Here is a 21,333-nt window from a genome sequence, read left to right on the forward strand (position 1 = left end):
CCGGCCCGGCGTGGGGGCCTGAGCCCCACCCGCGCACGACGCACCACCCCGGGCGCCCGACCCACCCCCCGCGCGCCCGGGGGGCCCGCGCGGCGACCGCCGCGCGGGCCCCTCGACGTTCTCCCGGCCCCGGAGGTCAGCCCTCGTCGGCCAGGATCAGGTACAGCTTCTTTCGGGCTTCGTTGATGACCTCGACGGCCTTCTGCCGCTGCTCGGCGCTGCCGGTCTTCCAGACCTGGCCGAACGCCTCCATCAGACCGAAGCCGGCCTGCCGGATCTCGTTGACGGCCTCCCAGTCGACACCGCGCCCGGCCTCCTCCCAGGGGGCCTCCGGCCCCGACTCGGCCTCGGTCCTGCCGGTGTCGGTGAGCGTGAACAGCTTCTTGCCGCCCTCGCTCTCGCTGGTGATCAGGCCCTCGTCCTCGAGAAGCTGCAGGGTCGGGTAGACCGAGCCGGGGCTGGGCTTCCACGCCCCGCCGCTGCGCTCGCCGATCTCCTGGATCATCTCGTAGCCGTGCATCGGCCGGTCCTTCAGCAGCGCGAGGATCGAGGCGCGCACGTCACCGCGCCGCGCCCGCCCCCGGCCGCCTCCATGACCGCGCCCGCCGGGTCCTCCCCGGAACGGCCCGCCGCCGAACCCCGGCCCGAACGGGCCGAAGGCGGCGCGCCGCCGCTCGTCGTCACCGCGGAAGCCGCCCCAGCCACGAGGTCCGGGCCCGCAGTCTCCATGTCCGTGTTCGTGTCCATGTGAACGCATCGCAACGCTCCTTCCATCGGGTTTATATCGTCGAACGGTCGCGATGCCTCAACGATATATCGGAATACTTCGTTTGCCAACCCCGACCGGAAAGCACGGGCCCGGAGCGCGGGCGGGCGACAGACTGGCGCCCATGAACGCCACGGATCCCAAGGCCGACCTCCGCTTCTACCTCCAGTCCGCCCGCGACGCCCTGCTCTGGAAGCTCGACGGACTCTCCGAGTACGACGTCCGGCGCCCGATGACACCGACCGGCACCAACCTGCTGGGCATGGTGAAACACGCGGCGAGCGTGGAGCTGGGATACCTCGGGGACACCTTCGGCCGGCCCTCGAACGAGCCGCTGCCCTGGCTCGAGGACGGCGCCGAACCCAACGCGGACATGTGGGCGACCGCCAAGGAGTCGCGCGAGCGGATCGTGGGGCTCTACCGCCGGGCCTGGGCGCACGCGGACGCGACGATCGAGGCGCTCCCCCTCGACACGGCCGGCACCGTGCCCTGGTGGCCCGAGGGCAGGGACGAGGTGACGCTGCACCACGCCGTCGTCCGCGTCATCGCCGACACCCACCGCCACGCCGGGCACGCCGACATCGTCCGCGAACTCCTGGACGGCGCCGTGGGCATGAACGAGGGGAACACCAGCATTCCCCCGGGGGACACGGCATGGTGGGAGGGGTACCGGGGCCGCCTGGAACAGGCCGCCCGGGAGGCCGCCAAGAACGCCTGACGGCGAAGCCACTCACGTACCGACAGGCCGGCGGCGCCGGGCGGACACGACACCGGCGCCGCCCCGCCCGGCACCCCCTGCACCCCAGGCCCACGGCACCCCGGTCCCCACCGGCCTCCACCGGTCCCCGGATCGGTCCAGTCCTGCGGAATTGGCCTTGGCCTGCCGATTTCCCGTCACGGTACGGTCCGGTCCATGCGGATCCGAATCGTCGACGCCTTCACCGACCGCCCCTTCTCCGGCAACCCGGCAGGGGTCCTCCTCCTCGACTCCTTCCCCGACGACCACTGGCTCCAGAAGGTCGCCGCGGAGGTCAACCTCTCCGAGACGGCCTTCGCCCACCCCCTTCCCCCCGGTGGCGAGGCCGACTGGGCGCTGCGCTGGTTCACGCCGGTCGCCGAGGTCGACATGTGCGGCCACGCCACGCTCGCCACCGCACACGTCCTGCACACCACGGGAGCCGCCACCGGGACCGTCCGGTTCGCCGCCCGCTGCGGCATCCTCAGCGCGACGGCGGCGCCGGACGGCTCCATCACGATGGACTTCCCGACCTCGTCCCTCACCCCGATCGAGACCCCCGCCGGCCTCGAGAAGGCCCTCGGCGCCGAGATCGTCGCCGTGCACGACACCGCCGCCCACATCGGCGACCTGGTCGTCGAGCTGCGCGACGAGGCCGCCGTGCGCTCTCTGACGCCCGACCTCGCGGTCCTGGCCGGCCTCGCCGAGCGCGGTGTCGTCGTCACCGCCGCCGCCGAACAGCCCGAGCGGGGCTACGACTTCGTCTCCCGCGCCTTCTTCCCCCGTCTCGGCATCGACGAGGACCCGGTCACCGGCAGCGCCCACACCGCGCTCGCGCCGCTCTGGTCCGCCCGCCTCGGCCGCGACGACCTCACGGGGTTCCAGGGCGGCGCCCGTACCGGCATCGTCTCCACCCGGCTGCGCGGCGACCGCACTCTGCTGACGGGCCACGCGGTGACGGTCATCGAAGGCGACCTGCGCGCCTGACCGTCCCGAGAGACCAGGAAGGGGCGTACGGCACCGGCCGTACGCCCCTTTCTCTGTCTCCTACACGGTGGGCAGCCAGTCCACCCGCCCGGCCAGCAGCCCGTACCCCACGAAGGCCACGATGTCGAGCAGGGCGTGCGCCACCACCAGCGGGCCCACCCGCCCCCAGCGGCGGTAGAGGTAGACGAAGACGACCCCCATCACCACGTTGCCGATGAAGCCGCCGATGCCCTGGTAGAGGTGGTACGAGCCGCGCAGCACCGAACTCGCCATCAGCGCGGCCGTCGGCGACCACCCCAACTGTCCGAGCCGGCGCAGCAGATAGCCGACGACGATGACCTCCTCCACGACGGAGTTCTGCACCGCCGACAGGATCAGCACCGGGTACTTCCACCACACGTCCGGCAGCGACTCGGGCACCACGGTCAGGTTGAACCCGGCGCCTCGCGCCCCGAGGTAGAACGCGAGGCCCGCGCTGCCGATCACGGCCGCGACGAGCGCACCCCTGCCGAGGTCGGGCCAGGGCCGGGTCCGGTCGAAGCCGATCGACCGCATCCCCGCGCCCTCCCGCAGCAGCAGGTGCGCGACGAGGACGACCGGGACGAGCGCCGTGGCGATGCCGAAGAGCTGCCAGGCCAGATCGAGCCAGGGCCGCCCGGGCGCGTACGAACCGTTGAGCGTCGCCGCCTGTTCCTTCAGTCCGCCGGGCTTGGTCAGCGAACCGATGAAGCTGATCAGGGAGGACGCCGCGCTCGCACCCAGTGAAAGGGCCAGGACGATCAGGGTCTCGGAGCGCAGGATCCCGCGCGGGAGGCCGCCGGGCGGCAGGGCATCAGGCACCACACGTTGATCCGACACCACACCTGTCTCCACTTCCCCATCGCGTTCCGGGTACGGAGATCATGCGTGACGGCCCCTGCCCCGCGCCATTCCCGTGGCCGTACTCCCGGCTACGCGAGCCCCACGGGCCAGCGGTGCACCGGCTCGCCGCCCCGCATCAGCTCCGCGTAGCGGCGGGTGGTGGCCGCGAGGGCGGCGTCGCGGTCCAGACCGGAGGCGAGCGCCCGATGGAAGGTGTCGACCTGCCAGGACGCCCCGTTGACCCGCTCCCGGCACCGCTCCTCGATGACCCCGAGGTAGAAGTCGCGGTCGGCCGGCTCGACGTGCCAGGCGTCGAGCCCGGCCGCCGCGAGCGGAAGCAGTTCGTCGAGGACCAGACGTACGGCCGGCACGGCGGCCACCCCGCCCGAGCGCCCGGGGCGCGGCCAGCGCAGCTCCGCGTCGATGCCGTGCCGGCACGCGGTGTCGAAGTTCGCGGCGGCGTCCTCGAAGGGCAACCGCTTCCAGACCGGCCGGGAGTCCTCGGCGAGCGCCCGCACCAGGCCGTAGTAGAAGGCCGCGTTGGCGACGACGTCGGTGACGGTCGGCCCGGCGGGCAGCACCCGGTTCTCCACGCGCAGATGCGGGACGCCGTCGACCCAGCCGTACACGGGCCGGTTCCAGCGGTACACGGTCCCGTTGTGCAGGACCAGCTCCTGCAGCCGCGGCACGCCGCCCTCGTCCAGGACGCGGAGCGGGTCCTCGTCGTCGCAGATCGGCAGCAGGGCGGGGAAGTACCGGAGGTTCTCCTCGAAGAGGTCGTACGCGGAGTCCACCCACCGCTCCCCGAACCAGGTCCGCGGCCGCACCCCCTGCGCCTGGAGTTCCGGCGGCCGGGTGTCGGTGGCCTGGGTGAAGAGCGGCGGCCTGGACTCCCGCCACAGCTCGCGGCCGAAGAGGAACGGGGAGTTGGCGCCGACGGCGATCTGGACCGCCGCCACGGCCTGCGCCGCGTTCCACACGGCGGCGAACCGGGCGGGCGTGACCTGGAGGTGCAACTGCACGGACGTACAGGCCGCCTCGGGCACGATGGACGTGGCCGTGCAGGTCAGTTGCTCGACGCCGTGGATGTCGAGGGTGAAGTCCTCGCCCCGGGCGGCGACGATCTGGTCGTTGAGCAGCGTGTAGCGGTCGACGGCGGAGAGGTTCTCGGAGACGAGATCGCCTGGGGCGAGCGTCGGCAGTATGCCGATCATGAGGACGCCCGCGTCGAGTTCGCGCGCCTTGCGGTCGGCATATCCCAAACCGGTTCTGAGTTCTTCCGCGAGCCGATCGAAAACGCGCCCTCCGAGTCGGTGCGGGGCGATGTTCACTTCGAGATTGAACATTCCCAGTTCGGTCTGGAAATCCGAGCTCGCGATGCGCTCGAGGACGGCCCCGTTGACCATCCTGGGCATGCCGTCGGCGCCCGCGAGATTGAGTTCGATCTCGAGTCCCATCAGATTCCGCGGCCGGTCGAACCTCTTCTCCGCCAGGAGCCTCGCAAGACCCGCCAGACACTGCTGGAGCTTCCTGCGGTATCGCTGCCGATCGGACAGGTCGAACCCGTCTGCCACGACCTTCTCCCCCATGGAAGCTTCCCTCCCGATCGGGCGGCCACGGCGACGGCCGCGCGCGTCACGGACGATGATGCCCACGCGATTGATCCATAACGCCTGCGGACCGCCTTCGTTGAACGATAGGCTGGATCGAGCAATCCCGCGGCACCACCCAGCGGCATCCGGCAACGGACATATTCCGCGGCCATATTCATCGAAAGCGTGGGGTCGATATCCGGCCGTCCACTCCGGGGAAGTCCGCGCAGGCAGATGAGCGGCACACGTCGCAAATACGATGAATCACCTCCGGAGCGAGTCCGGATGAGGCCTTGCCCGCAATATCGGCGACCGCTAGCGGAAACATCGTGTGAACACGTCTCGTATAAACTCCGCGAACGAGGCAGAGTGTTGGCACCCGGCCATGACGTCCATGGCTTCACGGCCCTTTCGGCCCGGCAGCCCACAGCGCCGTCGTACCTGCCCACGCATCACCGTGTCTCCTGAGCGAGAGGCGACCCATCATGCTTCGACCCTCCCCGGCCCCCGCGCCGGCCCTGCGCAGTGTCCTCGCGGCCCTCGGTTCCCCCACCGCCGTCCGCGAGGCACGAACTCCCGCCCTGCGGGCCGCCCAGGGGCCACTGAGCCCCGAGCTGCCCCTGCCCGTCCACGTCCTCGACGTACGGGACCAGGTCGTCGACGTACGGGACCAGGTCATCCCGCCCGGGCAGGCTCCGCGCACGCGGCTGGCCGGCTGGCGCTTCCTGATCCGGGGCACCGACCGGGCGATCGCCGCCGCCGACACGATGCTCACCCCCGACGGCTGGTCCTTCTCGCACTTCTTCGAAGGCCCCTACGTCACCGCCACCGAACGGGCGCTGCTGCAGGCCGAGGCGCTGCCCACGACGTACCAGCCCAGGCTGCTGTCCGTACCGGAGTTGTACATGCTGACGCTCTGGCTGCACGGTGACACGGAGTCCGACGGGGCGTCCTCCGCGCCCGATCCGGCGGATCTACTGATCCCGCTCGCCCCGGCACCGCCCGGCATCGCGGCGAACCAGCCGCACCTGGTCGCCGACCTGCTGCCCGTGCTCACCCTGCGGCTGGCTCCCCCGCCGCTCTTCGGCACCCCGGCGCCCGCCTGAGCGGGCCTCCCGGAACGCGTCGCGCCCCGCGCGCCCACCCGGCCGCGGGGCGCACTGCTGCCCGAGCGAGCACCCGGAGGAGGACGGGCCGTTGCCGAACGACCTCCTCGAACACCCCCTCCCCTTACGGGCTAGTCCATCAGGGCTACCCCGAACCACCCGAAGAGACCGCCCAGTTGAGCTGAACCGCCCGCGCGGGTGATACGTCTTCATGCAGTAGGAAGAGCTGCCGCGAAATACCTGCGGATCGCCGTCCGTGGGGGAACACTGGACCAACCGAACCGACAACGGGGGGCGGCCATGAGTACCGAACCGAGCCGCAGGACGACAGACTCACTCACCACGACGCAGCGAAAGAACCCATCCATGTGCCAGCACCAGCCTGCCTGTCCCACCGCCGAATCCGCCGACCGGGAGGCGGCCCGCATGACGGCGCACCATCCGGAGCAGGGCTGGAGCCTGCTGTGCAACGGGGTCCTGCTCTTCGAGGACACCGGTGAACTGCTGCCGGACGGCCAGATCATCGCCCCACACCGCCCGCTGACGACGGGCCGGGTGACGACCGCCGCCTGACACCGGGCCGCCGTGCCTCGGGGCACGACACGTACGAGGGAACACGCACACGAAAGGGCCGGCCCGGAGAGAACTCTCCGAACCGGCCCTGACTCATGCCGACATCAGTGGTCGTACTCGTCCAGCGGCGGGCAGGAGCAGACCAGGTTGCGGTCGCCGAACGCGCCGTCGATCCGGCGGACCGGCGGCCAGTACTTGTCCGCGGGCGAGACACCGGCCGGGAAGACCGCCTCGTCACGGGTGTACGCGTGGTTCCACTCGCCACCGAGGGCGGCGGCCGTGTGCGGGGCGTTGGCCAGCGGGTTGTCCCCGGCCGGCCACTCACCCGACGCGACCTTCTCGATCTCGCCGCGGATCGCGATCATCGTGTCGCAGAAGCGGTCGATCTCGGCGAGGTCCTCGGACTCGGTCGGCTCGATCATCAGCGTGCCGGCCACCGGGAACGACATCGTCGGCGCGTGGAAGCCGTAGTCGATCAGGCGCTTGGCGATGTCGTCGACGCTGACGCCGGTCGCCTTGGACAGCGGACGCAGGTCGACGATGCACTCGTGGGCGACGAGCCCGGCCGGACCGGTGTACAGCACCGGGTAGTGCGGCTCCAGGCGCTTGGCGATGTAGTTCGCCGCGAGGACGGCGACCTGCGTGGCGCGCTTGAGGCCCTCGCCACCCATCAGGCGCACGTACGACCAGGAGATCGGCAGGATGCCTGCCGAACCCCACGGGGCGGCCGAGATCGGGCCGACGCCCGTCTCGGGACCGGCGGTCGGCTGCAGCGGGTGGTTCGGCAGGTACGGCGCGAGGTGCGCACGCACACCGACAGGACCGACACCGGGACCGCCACCGCCGTGCGGGATGCAGAAGGTCTTGTGCAGGTTGAGGTGCGAGACGTCGCCGCCGAACTTGCCGGGCTTGGCGAGCCCGACGAGCGCGTTGAGGTTGGCGCCGTCGACGTAGACCTGGCCACCGGCCTCGTGGACCTCGGCGCAGATGTCGGCGACGTGCTCCTCGAACACACCGTGCGTGGACGGGTAGGTGATCATCAGCACGGACAGCTCGTCGCGGTACTGCGCGATCTTGGCGCGCAGGTCCGCGACGTCGACCTCGCCGTCGTCGGCGGTCCTGACGACGACCACCTTCATGCCGGCCATCACCGCGGAGGCGGCGTTGGTGCCGTGCGCGGAGGACGGGATCAGGCAGACGGTGCGCTGCTCGTCGCCGTTGGCGCGGTGGTAGGCGCGGACGGCCAGCAGACCGGCCAGCTCGCCCTGCGAACCGGCGTTGGGCTGGATCGACACCTTGTCGTAGCCGGTGACCTCGGCGAGACGCTCCTCCAGCTCGGTGATGAGCGTGAGGTAGCCCTGGGCCTGCTCGACCGGGGCGAAGGGGTGCATCTGACCGAACTCGGGCCAGGTCACCGGCTCCATCTCGGTGGTCGCGTTCAGCTTCATCGTGCAGGAGCCGAGCGGGATCATGCCGCGGTCGAGCGCGTAGTCGCGGTCGGCGAGCCGGCGCAGGTAGCGCAGCATCGACGTCTCGGAGCGGTGCGCGTGGAAGACCGGGTGGGTGAGGTACGCGTCGGAGCGCAGCAGCCCGGCGGGCAGCGCGTCCTCGGTGGCGGAGTCCAGGGCCTCGATGTCGGCGTCGACGCCGAAGGCGGCCCAGACGGCGGCGATCTGCGCGCGCCCGGTGGTCTCGTCGCAGGAGGCCGAGACATGGTCGGCGTCGACGAGGTACAGGTTGACGCCGGCCTCGCGGGCCGCGGCGACGGCCTCGGCGGCCTTGCCGGGGACGCGGACGGTGACGGTGTCGAAGAAGGAGCCGTGGACGACCTCGACGCCACCGGCGGTGAGCCCGGCGGCGAGAACGGAGGCGTACCGCTGGACGCGCTGAGCGATCTGCTTCAGCCCGTCGGGCCCGTGGTACACGGCGTACATGCCGGCCATGACGGCGAGCAGCACCTGCGCGGTGCAGATGTTGCTGGTGGCCTTCTCGCGGCGGATGTGCTGCTCGCGGGTCTGCAGGGCCAGGCGGTAGGCGCGGTTGCCGTCGGCGTCGACGGAGACGCCGACCAGGCGGCCGGGCAGCGAGCGGGCGTGCTTGTCCTGGACGGCCATGTAGCCGGCGTGCGGCCCGCCGAAGCCCATGGGCACACCGAACCGCTGGGTGGTACCGACGGCGATGTCGGCGCCGAGGGAGCCGGGCGAGGTGAGCAGCGTCAGCGCGAGCAGGTCGGCGGCGACCGTGACGATCGCGCCGAGCTCGTGGGCGGCGTCGATGAGCGGCTTGATGTCCCGCACGGCACCGGATGCGCCGGGGTACTGAACGAGCACGCCGAAGACACCGCGCTCGGCGACCTCCGCCGGAATACCCGCCGAGAGGTCGGCGACGACGACCTCGACGCCGGTCGGCTCCGCGCGGGTCTCGATGACGGCGATGGTCTGCGGCAGCGCGTCGGCGTCGACGAGGAAGACCCCGTTCTTGACCTTGCCGACACGACGGGAGAGCGCCATGGCCTCGGCGGCGGCGGTGCCCTCGTCGAGCAGGGAGGCGCCGGACGTCGGCAGGCCTGTGAGGTCGGCGACCATGGTCTGGAAGTTGAGCAGCGCCTCGAGCCGCCCCTGCGAGATCTCGGGCTGGTACGGCGTGTAGGCCGTGTACCAGGCAGGGTTCTCCATGACGTTCCGCAGAACGACGGGCGGAGTGAAGGTCCCGTAGTACCCGAGCCCGATCATCGGCGCGAGAACCTGGTTGCGGTCGGCGAGCTCACGCAGCTCGGCGAGCACCTCGGCCTCGGTACGTGCGGCGGGCAGGCCGAGGGCCTCGGCGTTCTTGATCACGTCCGGCACGGCGGCGGCCGTCAGCTCGTCGAGCGAGCCGTAGCCGACCTGCGCGAGCATCTTGGCCCGGGCTTCGGCGTCGGGCCCGATGTGCCGCTGCTCGAACGGGATGCCCTGCTCGAGTTCGGAGAGCGGAATGCGGTTGGCGGTCATGTACGGAGGCCTCCTGGTCGTCACGACCTGCGAGGGACACCACGGCGCGGGTGCCCGGACGGCCTCCCCCTCTGTCATCTCAACCTGAGAGCTTCACCGGCAGACCAAGGGTCCGCCGGCTTTCACCGTCGGTGAGAGCGGACGCCGTCGGACCTCCGCTCTGCTTTCCAGAGTGACCTCGTCCATGCGGTACCGGGTGCCTGAGAGATTCCGGGGAGGATTTGCTCCTTCGGCGCCTCCGAAAGGTTTCTCCGGAGGACTCTCCCGCACGGGGTCGACAGCCACAGCCAGCCTACCAGCGCGGTTCCGCCTTCCATCGCTCAAGTGGCCGACATCCCAGATGTGCACTTTCGTATTCTTTGTAGGTCTTCGACGAGCAGTTGCGACCAGTTGGAGGGACCGTGCAGACCGACATCGATCCGCGCAGCCTGATCGGCCGCAAGGCGTTCGACCGCAACGGGCACAAGATCGGCACCGTGGACGAGGTGTACCTGGACGACGCGACGGGGGTCCCCGAATGGGCGGCGGTCCGCACGGGTCTCTTCGGCCGCGACGCCTTCGTCCCCCTGGAGCCGAGCGAACTGGTCGACAACGCCCTCCACATCCCGTACGAACGCGCCCTGATCAAGGACGCCCCGGACTTCGGCGTGGGCCGCCACCTCTCCCCGGAGCAGGAACTCCAGCTCTACCGCCACTACAGCCTGGCCCTCCCGCCCCCACCACCCCCGGACCACGACTTCGGCCGCCTGGCAGGCCAGGACGACGCATAGCCGCCCACCACCACCGATCAAGTCCAGCAGCCAGGGCGGCCGCACAGGCGGTGATTCACACCCGCGCCCGCCGACGACGCCCGGTCACACCCGGGCGTCGTACCCCTGTCCGCCCCGCCGCACGGCCAACGCACCCCACCCAAGCCCGCCGCGGCGCGCCCAGCCACGCAGAGGAGCACCCGCAAACCCTGCCGACCCCGCCACACGGGCAGGCGACGCATCCACACCTCCCGCCCGCCGACGGCGCTCAGCCGCGCGCAGAAGAGCACCCGCAAACCCTGCCGACCCCGCCGCACGGGCACGCATCCCACCTCCCGCACTCGCCGGCGGCGCTCAGCCACGCACAGGCGCACCCGCACCTCTGCCCGTCCAGTCGCACGGGTGGTGCGGGTGGGAACCCCAGCCCGGCCGCAGGCCGGGCGCACCCCCTAGGCGACCGCCGCCGCCCCGCTCCCGCCCCCGACCAGCGGCAACGGCTCCCCCTCCACCAACTCCGGATCGTCGACGAGGAACGTCCGCACCCTCCCCGGCGCCGACCCCGGCTCCTCGAAGCGCACGGTGACCCGCCCCACCCCGCTCCCCTGCACCCACCCGGCCCCGTACACGGCATGCCGTACGTCGTGCCCGGGCGCAAACCGCCGCGAGCCGGCCGCGGCCGACTCCTCCGCCGTAGCCGCCTCGGCGGCAGCCGCCTCCGCCACCGCGCCCCCGCCCCCGCCCCGCGACTCCTCGCCGGCCTCCGCGGCCTCCGCCGCCTCCGCCTCCGCCGCCTGCGCGAACAGATCCTCCTGTGTGTAGTCCGCGAGCCCGCTCACCCCCACCCCCAGCAGCCGCACCCCGCCCGTGGTGTCGACGCCCTCCAGCAGCCGCCCCGCCGCCTCCCGCACCACCAGCGGGTCGTCCGTGGGCCCCCGCAGGGTCTCGGAGCGCGTCAGGGTCGAGAAGTCGAAGCGCCGCACCTTCAGCACGATCGTCCGCCCCGAGTGCCCCGAGGCACGCAGCCGCCCCACACACCGCTCGGCCAGCCGCTCCACCTCGATCCGGATCCGCACCCGGTCGTGCAGGTCCACGTCGAAGGTGTCCTCGACCGACACCGACTTCGCGTCCCGCTCGGCCACCACGGGCCGATCGTCGTACCCCTGGGCCATCAGGTACAACGACGCCCCGTGCGCCCGCCCCAGAAGCCGTACGAGCTCGTCCTCACCGGCCTCCGCGAGGTCCGACACCGTCGTCATCCCGGCCCGCCGCAGATGCTCCCCCGTGGCCGGCCCCACCCCCGGCAGGATCCGCACCGACTTCGGCCCGAGCAGCTCCCGCTCGGTCCCGGGCTCTATGAGCACCAGGCCGTCCGGCTTCGCCTCCTCGGAGGCGATCTTGGCCAGCATCTTGGACCCCGCGAGCCCCACCGACCCCGTCAGCCCCGTGGTACCGAGAATGTCCCTGCGCAGCCGCTCACCGGCCTCCCGTGCCGTCCCGGTGTCATCGGCCACACCCCCAGCCTCCAGGTCCACGAAGGCCTCGTCCAGGCTCAGCGGCTCCACGAGCGGTGAGAGCCGCCCCAGCAGCTCCATGACCTGCTCGCTGATCGACCGGTAGAAACCGAAGCGCGGCACGAGATACGCGGCGTTCGGCGCGAGCCTGCGGGCCTGTGCCATCGGCATCGCCGAGTGCACCCCGAACCTCCGCGCCTCGTACGACGCCGTGGCCACGACCCCGCGCGGGCCGAGCCCTCCGACGACCACCGGCTTTCCGCGCAGACTCGGCTTCGCCGCCTGCTCGGCGGCGGCGAAGAAGGCATCCATGTCGAGATGCAGAATCGTCGGCGCGGTTCTCACACTCCGATGCTGCCCCACGCCACTGACAATCGACCCGCACTCCCGTACGGCCGCGCCACGCACGCAGGGGCCGGCGGAAACGCCGTCCCCGCAGCCGTCCCCGCAGCCGTCCCGCTCAGACCGCCCGGTCGCGCCGCCGTCGCGCGAGTTCGTCGCCCGGGTTGTGCCCGATGAGGGTCTCGCCGGTGTCGACGCGCTCCCCGTGCAGCTGCGACAGCGCCGCCTCGACATCCCGCCACACGACGCCCACGGCGATGCCGAAGACGCCCTGACCGCCCTGGAGCAGGTCCACGACCTCGTCGGGCGAGGAGCACTCGTACACCGTCGCCCCGTCGCTCATCAGGGTCATCCGCTCCAGGTCCTGGAAGCCGCGGGCCCGCAGATGCTGGACGGCGGCCCGGATGTTCTGCAGCGCGACGCCGGTGTCCAGGAAACGCTTGACGATCTTGAGAACGACGACGTCACGGAAGCTGTAGAGCCGCTGCGTCCCGGACCCGTACGCGGGCCGCACGCTCGGCTCGACGAGCCCGGTGCGTGCCCAGTAGTCCAACTGGCGGTAGGTGATCCCCGCCGCCGCACACGCGGTCGGCCCTCGATACCCCACCGTGTCCGCGCCGGCCGAAGCGTCCACCGCCGGACTGCCGTGAAGCGGATACGGACCGCTTCCCACGGGCGCGCGCCCGTGGGAGCCCCCTGCCCTACCGTCGCCGCTGCTCATCACGCCGACCCTCCGTCCTTGACCTGCCCACACGAAGGTAGGCAGTCACTTGGGGTGCGTCAACGATCGCCACACTCGGCACGCCGAGTGATAATCACCCTGAGAGTGGTTTCCCGTGTCCCACTCCGGGGAAAGGGTCTCCGAATGCGCTGCCGGTGCCCCGCGCGCGGCGGCCGAAACCTCACTTCCGGCACGACCCGACACGGCCGGCACCGCCCGGCACTGCCCGGTCCGCGACACCTCCGCACCGGGCGCGGCACACCACACCGGCTACATCACTGGCTGCTGGACCCGAAGTCCTCGGGAGAGATCTGGTCGAGGAACTCGCGGAACTTCTCCACCTCGTCCTCCTGCTCGTCCGGAATCGCGATACCGGCGTCGTCCAGCACACCGTCACTGCCGTAGATCGGCGTCCCGGTGCGCAGGGCCAGCGCTATCGCGTCGGACGGCCTGGCGCTCACCTCGACGCCGCTGGCGAAGACCAGCTCCGCGTAGAAGACACCTTCACGGAGGTCGGTGATGCGGACCTCGGTGAGCTCCTGGCCCACCGCCTCAAGGACATCCTTGAAGAGGTCGTGCGTCAGCGGCCTGGCAGGGGCCATGCCCTGCTGCGCGAAGGCGATCGCGGTCGCCTCCCCCGGTCCGATCCAGATGGGGAGGTACCGATCGCCTCCCACTTCACGCAGGAGCACGATCGGTTGGTTGGAGGGCATTTCCACCCGGACACCCACAACGTCGAGCTCGTTCACACAGCAACCCTAGGACGTGCCCGACCGGTTTGGGTAGTCGGGCCCCGACAAGATCACTGCAACCGGAGTCCCAGAGCGGTCTGGACCAGTGCCGCGTGCAGCCGTACGGAGAGCCCGGCGAGCTCCTTCGCGGTCGCCTCCGCATGGGCTCTGGTCTGCGGGTTACGGTGCCGGCGCAGCGGCGCCACCATCTGCTCGACGAGCCCCGCCTCCCGGTCCGCGGCAGCTTTGACCGCCCGTAGGTGCCGAGGTTCCAGACCGAATCTCCCCAGATCCGCGACAAGCCTGGCGACGGTCACCGCCTCGGCGTCGTAGCCGCCCTCCGGCCCGGCGGTGAGGAGTCCATACGACTCCCACTCCACGAGCTCGTCCTCCGTGACCTCGGCGGCCGCGAGCAGCTCGGCCCGCCCCACCCGCGCGGCGGTCGGGCGATCACCCTCCGAGTCCCACGCACCGTCCAGCAGGTCCCGCTGGGGAGTGGGAGAAGGCAGCCTGACCTGCTCACCCCGGGCGAGGGCGTCGAGATGCTCGCGGATGACCTTCAGCGGAAGATAGTGATCACGCTGCATCCGCAGGATCTGGGCGAGCCGCTCCACGTCCTGCGGGCTGAACTTCCGGTACCCGGAGGCCGTCCGCCGGGGCTCGACGAGCCCCTCGGCCTCCAGGAACCGGATCTTCGAGATGGTCACTTCGGGAAACTCGTCACGCAGCTGGTTCAGCACCGTCCCGATGCTGACCAGCCGGTCGCCCGCGGTGGCGGCACCGTGAACGGCACCGCCCGTCGGAGTTCGCAACATGGACCTTCCCTGCAGAGTTCCCGAGGCGTCACACGCCTCGCTGGCTCGAGTAGAAGACCAGCCGGTACTTGCCGATCTGCACCTCGTCGCCCGCGGACAGAACCACCGAGTCGATCGGCTCACGGTTCACGTACGTACCGTTGAGGCTGCCGACATCGGCGACCGTGAAGCTGCCGTCGGGCGCCCGCCGGAACTCCACGTGGCGCCGCGACACCGTGACGTCGTCGAGGAAGATGTCGCTCTGCGGATGACGGCCGGCCGTGGTCAGCTCGCTGTCCAGCAGGAAGCGGCTGCCCGAGTTCGGTCCCCGGCGCACCACCAGGAGCGCCGATCCGGCCGGCAGCGCCTCGACGGCCGCCAGCGCCTCGGGCGACAGGTTCGGCAGCTGCGTCTGACCGGTGACCTCGGCGTCGTACGCCTCAAGACCGGAGATGGAGATCGTCGACGTCGTCTCGGACGGGCGCTCCACGTTCGCCCCGCCGCGCAGCGGCGTGCCGCAGTGGGAGCAGAAACGGCTGTCCGCGGCATTGCGGTGACCGCACCTCGTACACACCGGCATGGACGCGTCCTCCCGCCGCGGCTGACCCGCGGAGGTCTGGGTCGCGTACGGGTCGGGGGTGAACCCTCCACCCGTACTTGAGGTTGATGGTTCTCCGAAACCTATGCGCCCGGCACCGGCAGGGTCAACAGACGACGCGCCCTCGCCGCCGACCTCGTCACGGAAGAGCGGGCGCTCGCCGCCCTGCTCCTCCTCGCTCTGGGCGTGGCGCGGCGCGCGGTGCTTGGCGTTGCCGCCGTCCTCGCGTGCGCTCTTGCCGAACAACTTCGCAAAAAAACTCACGGGCGATTCCCCTTGACCGAAACAGACCCGCCCGTGGGGCAGGACGAACCCTGAATGAACACACCTGCCGACCCGGACATCCTCACAACGTCCGTATCCACCCGACAGTTTCCACCACGCACCACCCTTGTGGTGCGGCGACCCCCCGCAACGCCATCCCCATGTCGCGCGGCTGCCATGTGCCCCCGCCTCACTGCGAGGACGACTGAGCGTAGTCAGGCCGCTTCGCAGGTCGCAAGGCATCCACGACGATCTTCTGGGACCGGGCCACGGTCGCGGTGGCCTGCTCCTTCTCCAGCGTCTGCACGACGCCACCGGGGATGTTGAGCGCGGGCTCGAGATCCTCGGGCTTGCCGATGACCTTGAAGACGTACGGAGCGGTCACCTTCGTTCCATCGATCTCTATGTCGGCGCCACTTCCTGTGAAGTAGCTGTCCGCGACCACCCGCACATCGTTGATCTGGATCGCCTCGGCGCCCGCGGCGCGCAGTTCCTGGATCGCGTCGAGCAGCATGTCCGACTCGACCGCCGCCTCGGCCCCGCGGACGGTAAGCGTGATCCCCGGGCCTTCCGCAGCGACAGTTCCGGCCAGAATCCCGAGCTGGCGCTCCTTCTCCTGGGTCTGCTTCCGGGCCTCCTCGGCCTGGTCCGAGCTGGACTCCAGCTCCGAGCGCTGGGTCTCCAGCCGCGCCTTCTCGTCCTCCAGGCGCTGCGTCCGGTCGTCGAGCTCGTCCAGGATGCGGACCAGGTCCTCCTGGCGCGCACCACGCAGTGCGCTGTTGTCGCTGGTGGAGCGGACCTGGATCGCGAGGCCCAGGCCGAGGACGAACAGCAGCAGGGCGACGATGAGTTGGGCCCGGCTCACCCGCGGCGGCCACAGACCGGCGGTCAGCCGCTGCCGCCCGGTCTGCTGCGGCGCGGTCGGCTGCGTCTCGGGACCGGCGGCGGGAGCGGACTGCTCCGCCGGCTTCGACCCGTCGGCGTCGGGGTTCTCGGGGGTTCCCGGGTTCACGTCGTTGCTCATCGGTGTCACGCCCGGAAGACGTGCCGCCGGATGGCGGCCGCGTTGGAGAAGATCCGGATGCCGAGCACGACGACCACACCCGTCGACAGCTGCGCGCCGACGCCGAGCTTGTCGCCGAGGAAGACGATCAGCGCCGCCACCACCACGTTCGACAGGAAGGAGACCACGAAGACCTTGTCGACGAAGATCCCGTCGAGCATGGCCCGCAGGCCGCCGAAGACAGCGTCGAGGGCGGCGACCACGGCGATCGGAAGATAGGGCTCGACCACCGCCGGAACCTCGGGACGGACCAACAGTCCGACCACGACTCCCACGATCAGGCCCAGTACGGCGATCAAGATGTGCCCTTCCCTGTGTCGGCCGTGGCCTGCCCGGTGGCCTTGGCAGCCCCGGCTCCCCTCGGCTCTGCTGTACGTACGATCAGGCTCGGCGCGGCCGGCAGACGTACCTCGGCCTCGGCCGAGATGCTCGTACGGATTCCGAAGTTCTCCTGCAGCGCGTGCAGGTACTGCCCGTCGGCGCTGTCCTGGAACGCGGTGCTCAGGCGCTGCCCGTCCCCCACCGCGAGAACGGTGTACGGCGGGACCAGCGGCTTGTTGTCGACCAGTATGGCGTCGCCCGCCGCCCTGATCGCGGACAGCGACGTCAGGCGCTGACCGTTGATCGAGACGGCCTCGGCACCCGACTCCCACAGCCCGTTCACGACCCGCTGCATGTCCCGGTCGCGCACCCGCCCGGTGTCGGAGAACCCGCTGCTCTCCCGGGGACCCCCGCCGCCGCCCTCGGTGTCCTTGGCGTCGTCGACGACGAGCTTCACACCCGGGCCGCGCACCGGCGTCGCGCCCGAGAGCAGCGCCACCAGCTCGGCCTGGTCACCACCGTGCTGTTCGAGTGCCTTGCGCTGCCGCTCTCCGACCTCGACCCGGATCTTCTCGACGTCCTCCTCCAGCCTGTCGGCCGCGGAGGTGTCCGCCTCGATCCGGTCGATGAGCTCCTGCCGTTCCTTGGCGACGACCGGGGCGGAGATCCGCGCCTCGGCCGCACCCACGGTCACCACGGCGGCCGCCAGGACGAGACCCGCCGCGAGGCCGAGCTTGGCGCGGAGCGTACGGGGAAGTCCGCCGCCCTCGGCAGCGCGCCGGGCCGAGGCCTCGGCGTAGCCGTCGTCGAGCGCGTGGTCCATCACGTTGTTCAGCAGCGACATGGACGCGTCCGGGCGCGGCGGTGGTGCTCCGGTGCTCCGAACGGGGGGCTGCTGCGACATGCCGCACATCGTCGCACGTCGGGGCTGCTACCGCCGAATGGCCCCACCGACGAGCCGGGCGGCGTCCGGCGGACACCACCCGGCTCATCGGCCCCAATGGTTCAGTGACCTGCGCTGTCGACCACGTTCGACCACTCGTCGAGCAGCGTCTGGGCGGAGGTGTCGTCAGGCCCCTCGGCCCACAGATGGGTGACGGCCTCGGCCGGGTCGGGCAGCACCATCACCCACCGCCCGTCGGCCTCCACGACCCGTACGCCGTCGGTGGTGTCCACGGACCGCTCACCGGCCGCCTCCACCACGCGCCGCATCACGAGACCCTTCACTGCCCACGGCGTCGCGACGTCCCTCCGCAGGACGTGCGCCCGCGGGATACGGGCGTCGATCTGGCTCAGGGTGAGCTGTGTCCGCGCGACGAGCCCGAGGAGCCTGACGAACGCGGCGGCACCGTCGAAAACGCTGCTGAACTCGGGAATGATGAATCCGCCGCGCCCGTCACCGCCGAAGATCGTCGACTCCTCACGCCCGACCCTGGTCAGATCGTCCGGTGAGGTCGTCGTCCACTCCACCTGCGTGCCGTGGTACGCCGCCACCTGCTCGGCGATCCGGGTGGTCGTCACGGGCAGCGCCACCCGGCCCGAGCGCCGCTCGGCGGCCACGAGATCGAGCATCACGAGGAGCGAGCGGTCGTCCTCGATGATCCGGCCCCGCTCGTCGACGAGCGACAGCCGCTCTCCCACCGGGTCGAACCGCACCCCGAACGCGGCCCGCGCCGAGGCGACGATCTCCCCGAGCCGTACGAGCCCGGCTCGCCGGGTCTCCGCCGACTCGGTCGGCCGCGCCTCGTCGAGCCCCGGGTTGATCGTCAACGAATCCACCTGGAGCCGGCCCAGAAGGCTCGGCAGCACGAGCCCCGCGCTGCCGTTGGACGCGTCCACGACGACCTTCAGTCCGGCCTCCGCGATCCCGGAGGTATCGACGTTCCGCAACAGCGAACCGGTGTACGAGTCGAACACGCTCGCCGGGAAGGAGAGATCGCCGATCTCGCCCGGGAACGCCCGCCGGTACTCCTGACGTGCGAAGACCCGGTCCAGCTTGCGCTGCCCGGCCTGCGAGAGGTCGGCTCCGCGCTCGTCGAAGAACATGATGTCGACGGAGTCCGGCACACCGGGCGAGGTCCGCAGCATGATCCCGCCCGCGCTCCCCCGGGCGGTCTGCTGTCGCGCCACCGGCAACGGCACGTTCTCCAGGTCGCGTACGTCGATGGCGCTGGCCTGAAGCGCCGAGATCACAGCCCGTTTCAGGGCTCGCGCGCCCCTGGAGTGGTCACGCGCGGTGGTGACCGTCGCGCCCTTCTTCAATGTCGTCGCGTACGCGCCCGCGAGCCTGACCGCAAGCTCGGGCGTGATCTCCACATTCAGGATGCCGGAGACTCCACGCGCCCCGAAGAGATGCGCCTGCCCGCGCGACTCCCAGATGACGGAGGTGTTGACGAAGGCGCCGGCCTCGATGGTCTTGAACGGATAGACGCGGACGTTGCCCTGAACGATCGATTCCTCACCGACCAGGCACTCGTCCCCGATGACGGCCCCGTCCTCGATCCGGGCCGCGCGCATGATGTCGGTGTTCTTCCCGATGACGCAGCCGCGGAGATTGCTCTGCTGCCCGATGTAGACGTTGTCGTGGATGACGGCCTTGTGCAGGAACGCGCCACTCTTGACGACGACGTTCGACCCGATGACGGTGTGCTCGCGCACTTCCGCGCCGGCCTCGACCTTCGCGTAGTCGCCGATGTAGAGCGGCCCGCGCAGCACGGCCTCGGGGTGCACCTCGGCGCCTTCGGCGACCCACACTCCGGGCGAGATCTCGAAACCGTCGATCTCGACCTGGACCTTGCCTTCGAGCACGTCGGCCTGGGCCTTGACGTAGCTCTCGTGGGTACCGACGTCCTCCCAGTAGCCCTCGGCGACATAGCCGTAGATCGGCTTGCCCTCCTTCATCAGCTGAGGGAAGACATCACCCGACCAGTCCACCGAGACATCGGCCTGGACGTAGTCGAAGACCTCGGGCTCCATGACGTAGATGCCCGTGTTCACGGTGTCCGAGAAGACCTGTCCCCAGGTCGGCTTCTCCAGGAACCGCTCGACCTTTCCCTCCTCGTCGACGATCGTGATGCCGAATTCCAGCGGATTCGGCACACGGGTCAGACAGACGGTGACCAGGGCGCCTTTCTCCTTGTGGAAGGCGATCAGGTCGGTCAGATCGAAGTCGGTGAGCGCGTCTCCCGAGATGACGACGAAGGCGTCGTCCTTCAACGCCTCCTCGGCGTTCTTCACACTCCCCGCGGTGCCGAGCGGTTTCTCCTCGTTGGCATACGTGAGCTCCATTCCGAGCTCTTCGCCGTCACCGAAGTAGTTCCTGACCAGCGAGGCGAGAAACTGCACGGTCACGACGGTCTCGGTGAGACCGTGCCTCTTGAGCAGTCGCAGGACATGCTCCATGATCGGCCGGTTCGCCACCGGCAGGAGAGGCTTGGGCATGCTCGAGGTCATGGGGCGAAGTCGGGTTCCTTCGCCACCGGCCATCACGACGGCCTTCATGTCGGAAGCGTCCTCCTTGAAGAGACGACGGTCCTGCCGACTTCACCCTGTCCGCTCAGTGGGCCTCTGGCGTCCTCGTTCGTGCCGGCGACGCTGCACGGCACAGGACAGGCGGGCTCAATCGGCCGCGGTATCCGCCTTCACGAGTCGACGGACCTGGACCACGTAGAGGATCCCTGCCCACCAATACAGAGTTGTACCCCATCCGGCGAAGGCCCACCCGAAAACTTCGGCGAGTGACGAAAGCCAGCCCGTTCCGTCACTGAGCAGCAGCAAGGGGAACGCGTACATCAAGTTGAATGTCGCAGCCTTACCCAGGAAGTTCACCTGCGGCGGCGGATACCCGTGCCGGCGGAGGATTCCTACCATGACCAGCAGCATCAGCTCGCGGGCGAAAAGGGCGAGGGTGAGCCAGAGCGGCAGGATCTCGCGCCAGGTCAGCCCGATGAGGGTGGAGACGATGTACAGCCGGTCGGCGGCGGGGTCCAGCAGCCGGCCGAGGCTGCTGATCTGGTTCCAGCGCCGCGCGAGCTTCCCGTCGAGATAGTCGCTGACGCCACTCAGCATCAGGACGAGCAGAGCCCAGCCATCGCTGTTGGGACCGCCGAACACGGGGCGGAGAATCAGCCACAGGAAGAGCGGCACACCCACCAGCCGAGCCATGCTCAGGATGTTGGGGATGGTGAGGACCCGGTCCGTCTGAACGCGAGTCTCCTGGACCTCCACCCGGGGGCCTCCTGTGGGAACGTGCGAATGATGCCCCCTGACCTTACCCTCAGCCACGACACCCGGATGCACAGGGGGCAGCAACCCTCTCGTGAACGCAAAAATGCCTCAACCCCCGGACCAGGTCCGGGGGTTGAGGCTAAAAATTGTTCGGCGGCGTCCTACTCTCCCACAGGGTCCCCCCTGCAGTACCATCGGCGCTGAAAGGCTTAGCTTCCGGGTTCGGAATGTAACCGGGCGTTTCCCTAACGCTATGACCACCGAAACACTATGAAGTTGACCAACCGGGCATAATCACGGTCGTTACTTCAGAACTAACACAGTGGACGCGAGCAACTGAGGACAAGCCCTCGGCCTATTAGTACCGGTCAGCTCCACCCATTACTGGGCTTCCACATCCG

Annotated in this window: 19 protein-coding genes, 1 rRNA gene and 1 riboswitch; of the genes, 5 read left to right on the forward strand and 15 right to left on the reverse strand. The window is 70.3% G+C overall.

What is annotated here, in order from left to right; genetic code table 11:
* Nucleotides 1–136: 136 nt before the first annotated feature.
* The gene (locus tag ACF09C_RS04520; RefSeq protein WP_392088570.1) at nt 137–757 is read right to left on the reverse strand and encodes a PadR family transcriptional regulator; all 621 of its coding nucleotides are present in this window, start codon (nt 755–757) and stop codon (nt 137–139) included.
* A 133-nt stretch (nt 758–890) separates the two neighbouring features.
* Here ACF09C_RS04520 and ACF09C_RS04525 point away from each other — a divergent pair, with 133 nt between their 5' ends.
* Both ACF09C_RS04525 and ACF09C_RS04530 read left to right on the forward strand, forming a co-directional pair.
* Nucleotides 891–1,484: a DinB family protein gene (locus tag ACF09C_RS04525; RefSeq protein WP_392088572.1), complete on the forward strand. Its 594-nt coding sequence runs from the start codon at nt 891–893 to the stop codon at nt 1,482–1,484.
* A gap of 195 nt (nt 1,485–1,679) precedes the next feature.
* Complete coding sequence (locus ACF09C_RS04530) at nt 1,680–2,489, forward strand: PhzF family phenazine biosynthesis protein (protein ID WP_392088574.1); 810 nt, start codon at nt 1,680–1,682, stop codon at nt 2,487–2,489.
* A gap of 60 nt (nt 2,490–2,549) precedes the next feature.
* Here ACF09C_RS04530 and ACF09C_RS04535 read toward each other — a convergent pair whose 3' ends face one another.
* Together ACF09C_RS04535 and ACF09C_RS04540 are read right to left on the reverse strand one after the other, a co-directional pair.
* A complete protein-coding gene (locus tag ACF09C_RS04535) occupies nt 2,550–3,329 on the reverse strand; it encodes a CPBP family intramembrane glutamic endopeptidase (protein WP_392088704.1) in 780 nt (259 codons plus the stop codon).
* A 110-nt stretch (nt 3,330–3,439) separates the two neighbouring features.
* The gene (locus ACF09C_RS04540) at nt 3,440–4,939 is read right to left on the reverse strand and encodes a glutamate-cysteine ligase family protein (RefSeq protein ID WP_392088576.1); all 1,500 of its coding nucleotides are present in this window, start codon (nt 4,937–4,939) and stop codon (nt 3,440–3,442) included.
* 485 nt (nt 4,940–5,424) lie between these two features.
* Here ACF09C_RS04540 and ACF09C_RS04545 point away from each other — a divergent pair, with 485 nt between their 5' ends.
* On the forward strand, nt 5,425–6,048 hold the full coding sequence (locus ACF09C_RS04545) for a hypothetical protein (RefSeq protein WP_392088706.1): 624 nt from the start codon (nt 5,425–5,427) through the stop codon (nt 6,046–6,048).
* 366 nt (nt 6,049–6,414) lie between these two features.
* A complete protein-coding gene (locus tag ACF09C_RS04550; RefSeq protein WP_361969845.1) occupies nt 6,415–6,621 on the forward strand; it encodes a DUF5999 family protein in 207 nt (68 codons plus the stop codon).
* A 104-nt stretch (nt 6,622–6,725) separates the two neighbouring features.
* On the opposite strand, the gene gcvP is transcribed toward ACF09C_RS04550, so the two are convergent.
* Complete coding sequence (gcvP, locus tag ACF09C_RS04555; RefSeq protein WP_392088578.1) at nt 6,726–9,611, reverse strand: aminomethyl-transferring glycine dehydrogenase; 2,886 nt, start codon at nt 9,609–9,611, stop codon at nt 6,726–6,728.
* A 177-nt stretch (nt 9,612–9,788) separates the two neighbouring features.
* A riboswitch (glycine riboswitch) is annotated at nt 9,789–9,888 on the reverse strand.
* A 124-nt stretch (nt 9,889–10,012) separates the two neighbouring features.
* Here gcvP and ACF09C_RS04560 point away from each other — a divergent pair.
* Nucleotides 10,013–10,381, forward strand: a complete 369-nt coding sequence (locus ACF09C_RS04560; RefSeq protein WP_392088580.1) for a PRC-barrel domain-containing protein — start codon at nt 10,013–10,015, stop codon at nt 10,379–10,381.
* Nucleotides 10,382–10,809: 428 nt separating this feature from the next.
* Here the strand turns inward: ACF09C_RS04560 and ACF09C_RS04565 are convergent, their stop codons facing one another.
* From ACF09C_RS04565 to rrf, 11 genes are all read right to left on the reverse strand, one after another.
* The gene (locus ACF09C_RS04565) at nt 10,810–12,216 is read right to left on the reverse strand and encodes a DNA polymerase IV (protein WP_392088582.1); all 1,407 of its coding nucleotides are present in this window, start codon (nt 12,214–12,216) and stop codon (nt 10,810–10,812) included.
* Nucleotides 12,217–12,331: 115 nt separating this feature from the next.
* Nucleotides 12,332–12,934: a MerR family transcriptional regulator gene (locus tag ACF09C_RS04570; RefSeq protein ID WP_392088584.1), complete on the reverse strand. Its 603-nt coding sequence runs from the start codon at nt 12,932–12,934 to the stop codon at nt 12,332–12,334.
* A 275-nt stretch (nt 12,935–13,209) separates the two neighbouring features.
* The gene (locus ACF09C_RS04575) at nt 13,210–13,683 is read right to left on the reverse strand and encodes a bifunctional nuclease family protein (RefSeq protein ID WP_026281837.1); all 474 of its coding nucleotides are present in this window, start codon (nt 13,681–13,683) and stop codon (nt 13,210–13,212) included.
* 53 nt (nt 13,684–13,736) lie between these two features.
* Nucleotides 13,737–14,480 carry a MerR family transcriptional regulator gene (locus ACF09C_RS04580; protein ID WP_392088587.1) on the reverse strand — a complete coding sequence of 248 codons (744 nt, stop codon included), beginning with the start codon at nt 14,478–14,480 and terminating at the stop codon, nt 13,737–13,739.
* A gap of 28 nt (nt 14,481–14,508) precedes the next feature.
* Nucleotides 14,509–15,429, reverse strand: coding sequence for an FHA domain-containing protein (locus ACF09C_RS04585; protein WP_362428542.1), 921 nt, complete (start codon nt 15,427–15,429; stop codon nt 14,509–14,511).
* Nucleotides 15,430–15,511: 82 nt separating this feature from the next.
* Nucleotides 15,512–16,345, reverse strand: coding sequence for a DUF881 domain-containing protein (locus ACF09C_RS04590; protein ID WP_392088589.1), 834 nt, complete (start codon nt 16,343–16,345; stop codon nt 15,512–15,514).
* 5 nt (nt 16,346–16,350) lie between these two features.
* Nucleotides 16,351–16,683: a small basic family protein gene (locus tag ACF09C_RS04595; RefSeq protein ID WP_015032176.1), complete on the reverse strand. Its 333-nt coding sequence runs from the start codon at nt 16,681–16,683 to the stop codon at nt 16,351–16,353.
* Nucleotides 16,680–17,609: a DUF881 domain-containing protein gene (locus ACF09C_RS04600; protein WP_392088592.1), complete on the reverse strand. Its 930-nt coding sequence runs from the start codon at nt 17,607–17,609 to the stop codon at nt 16,680–16,682. Before ACF09C_RS04600 ends, ACF09C_RS04595 begins: the two co-directional genes overlap by 4 nt.
* A gap of 101 nt (nt 17,610–17,710) precedes the next feature.
* A complete protein-coding gene (locus ACF09C_RS04605) occupies nt 17,711–20,206 on the reverse strand; it encodes a sugar phosphate nucleotidyltransferase (RefSeq protein ID WP_392088594.1) in 2,496 nt (831 codons plus the stop codon).
* A 117-nt stretch (nt 20,207–20,323) separates the two neighbouring features.
* Entirely contained in the window at nt 20,324–20,932 is a 609-nt protein-coding gene (locus tag ACF09C_RS04610) for a CDP-alcohol phosphatidyltransferase family protein (RefSeq protein WP_362428536.1), read from the reverse strand.
* A gap of 148 nt (nt 20,933–21,080) precedes the next feature.
* A 5S ribosomal RNA gene (gene rrf / locus ACF09C_RS04615) occupies nt 21,081–21,197 on the reverse strand.
* Nucleotides 21,198–21,333 lie beyond the last annotated feature (136 nt).

The organism is Streptomyces sp. NPDC014870 (assembly GCF_043081505.1).
Classification (GTDB): Bacteria; Actinomycetota; Actinomycetes; order Streptomycetales; family Streptomycetaceae; genus Streptomyces.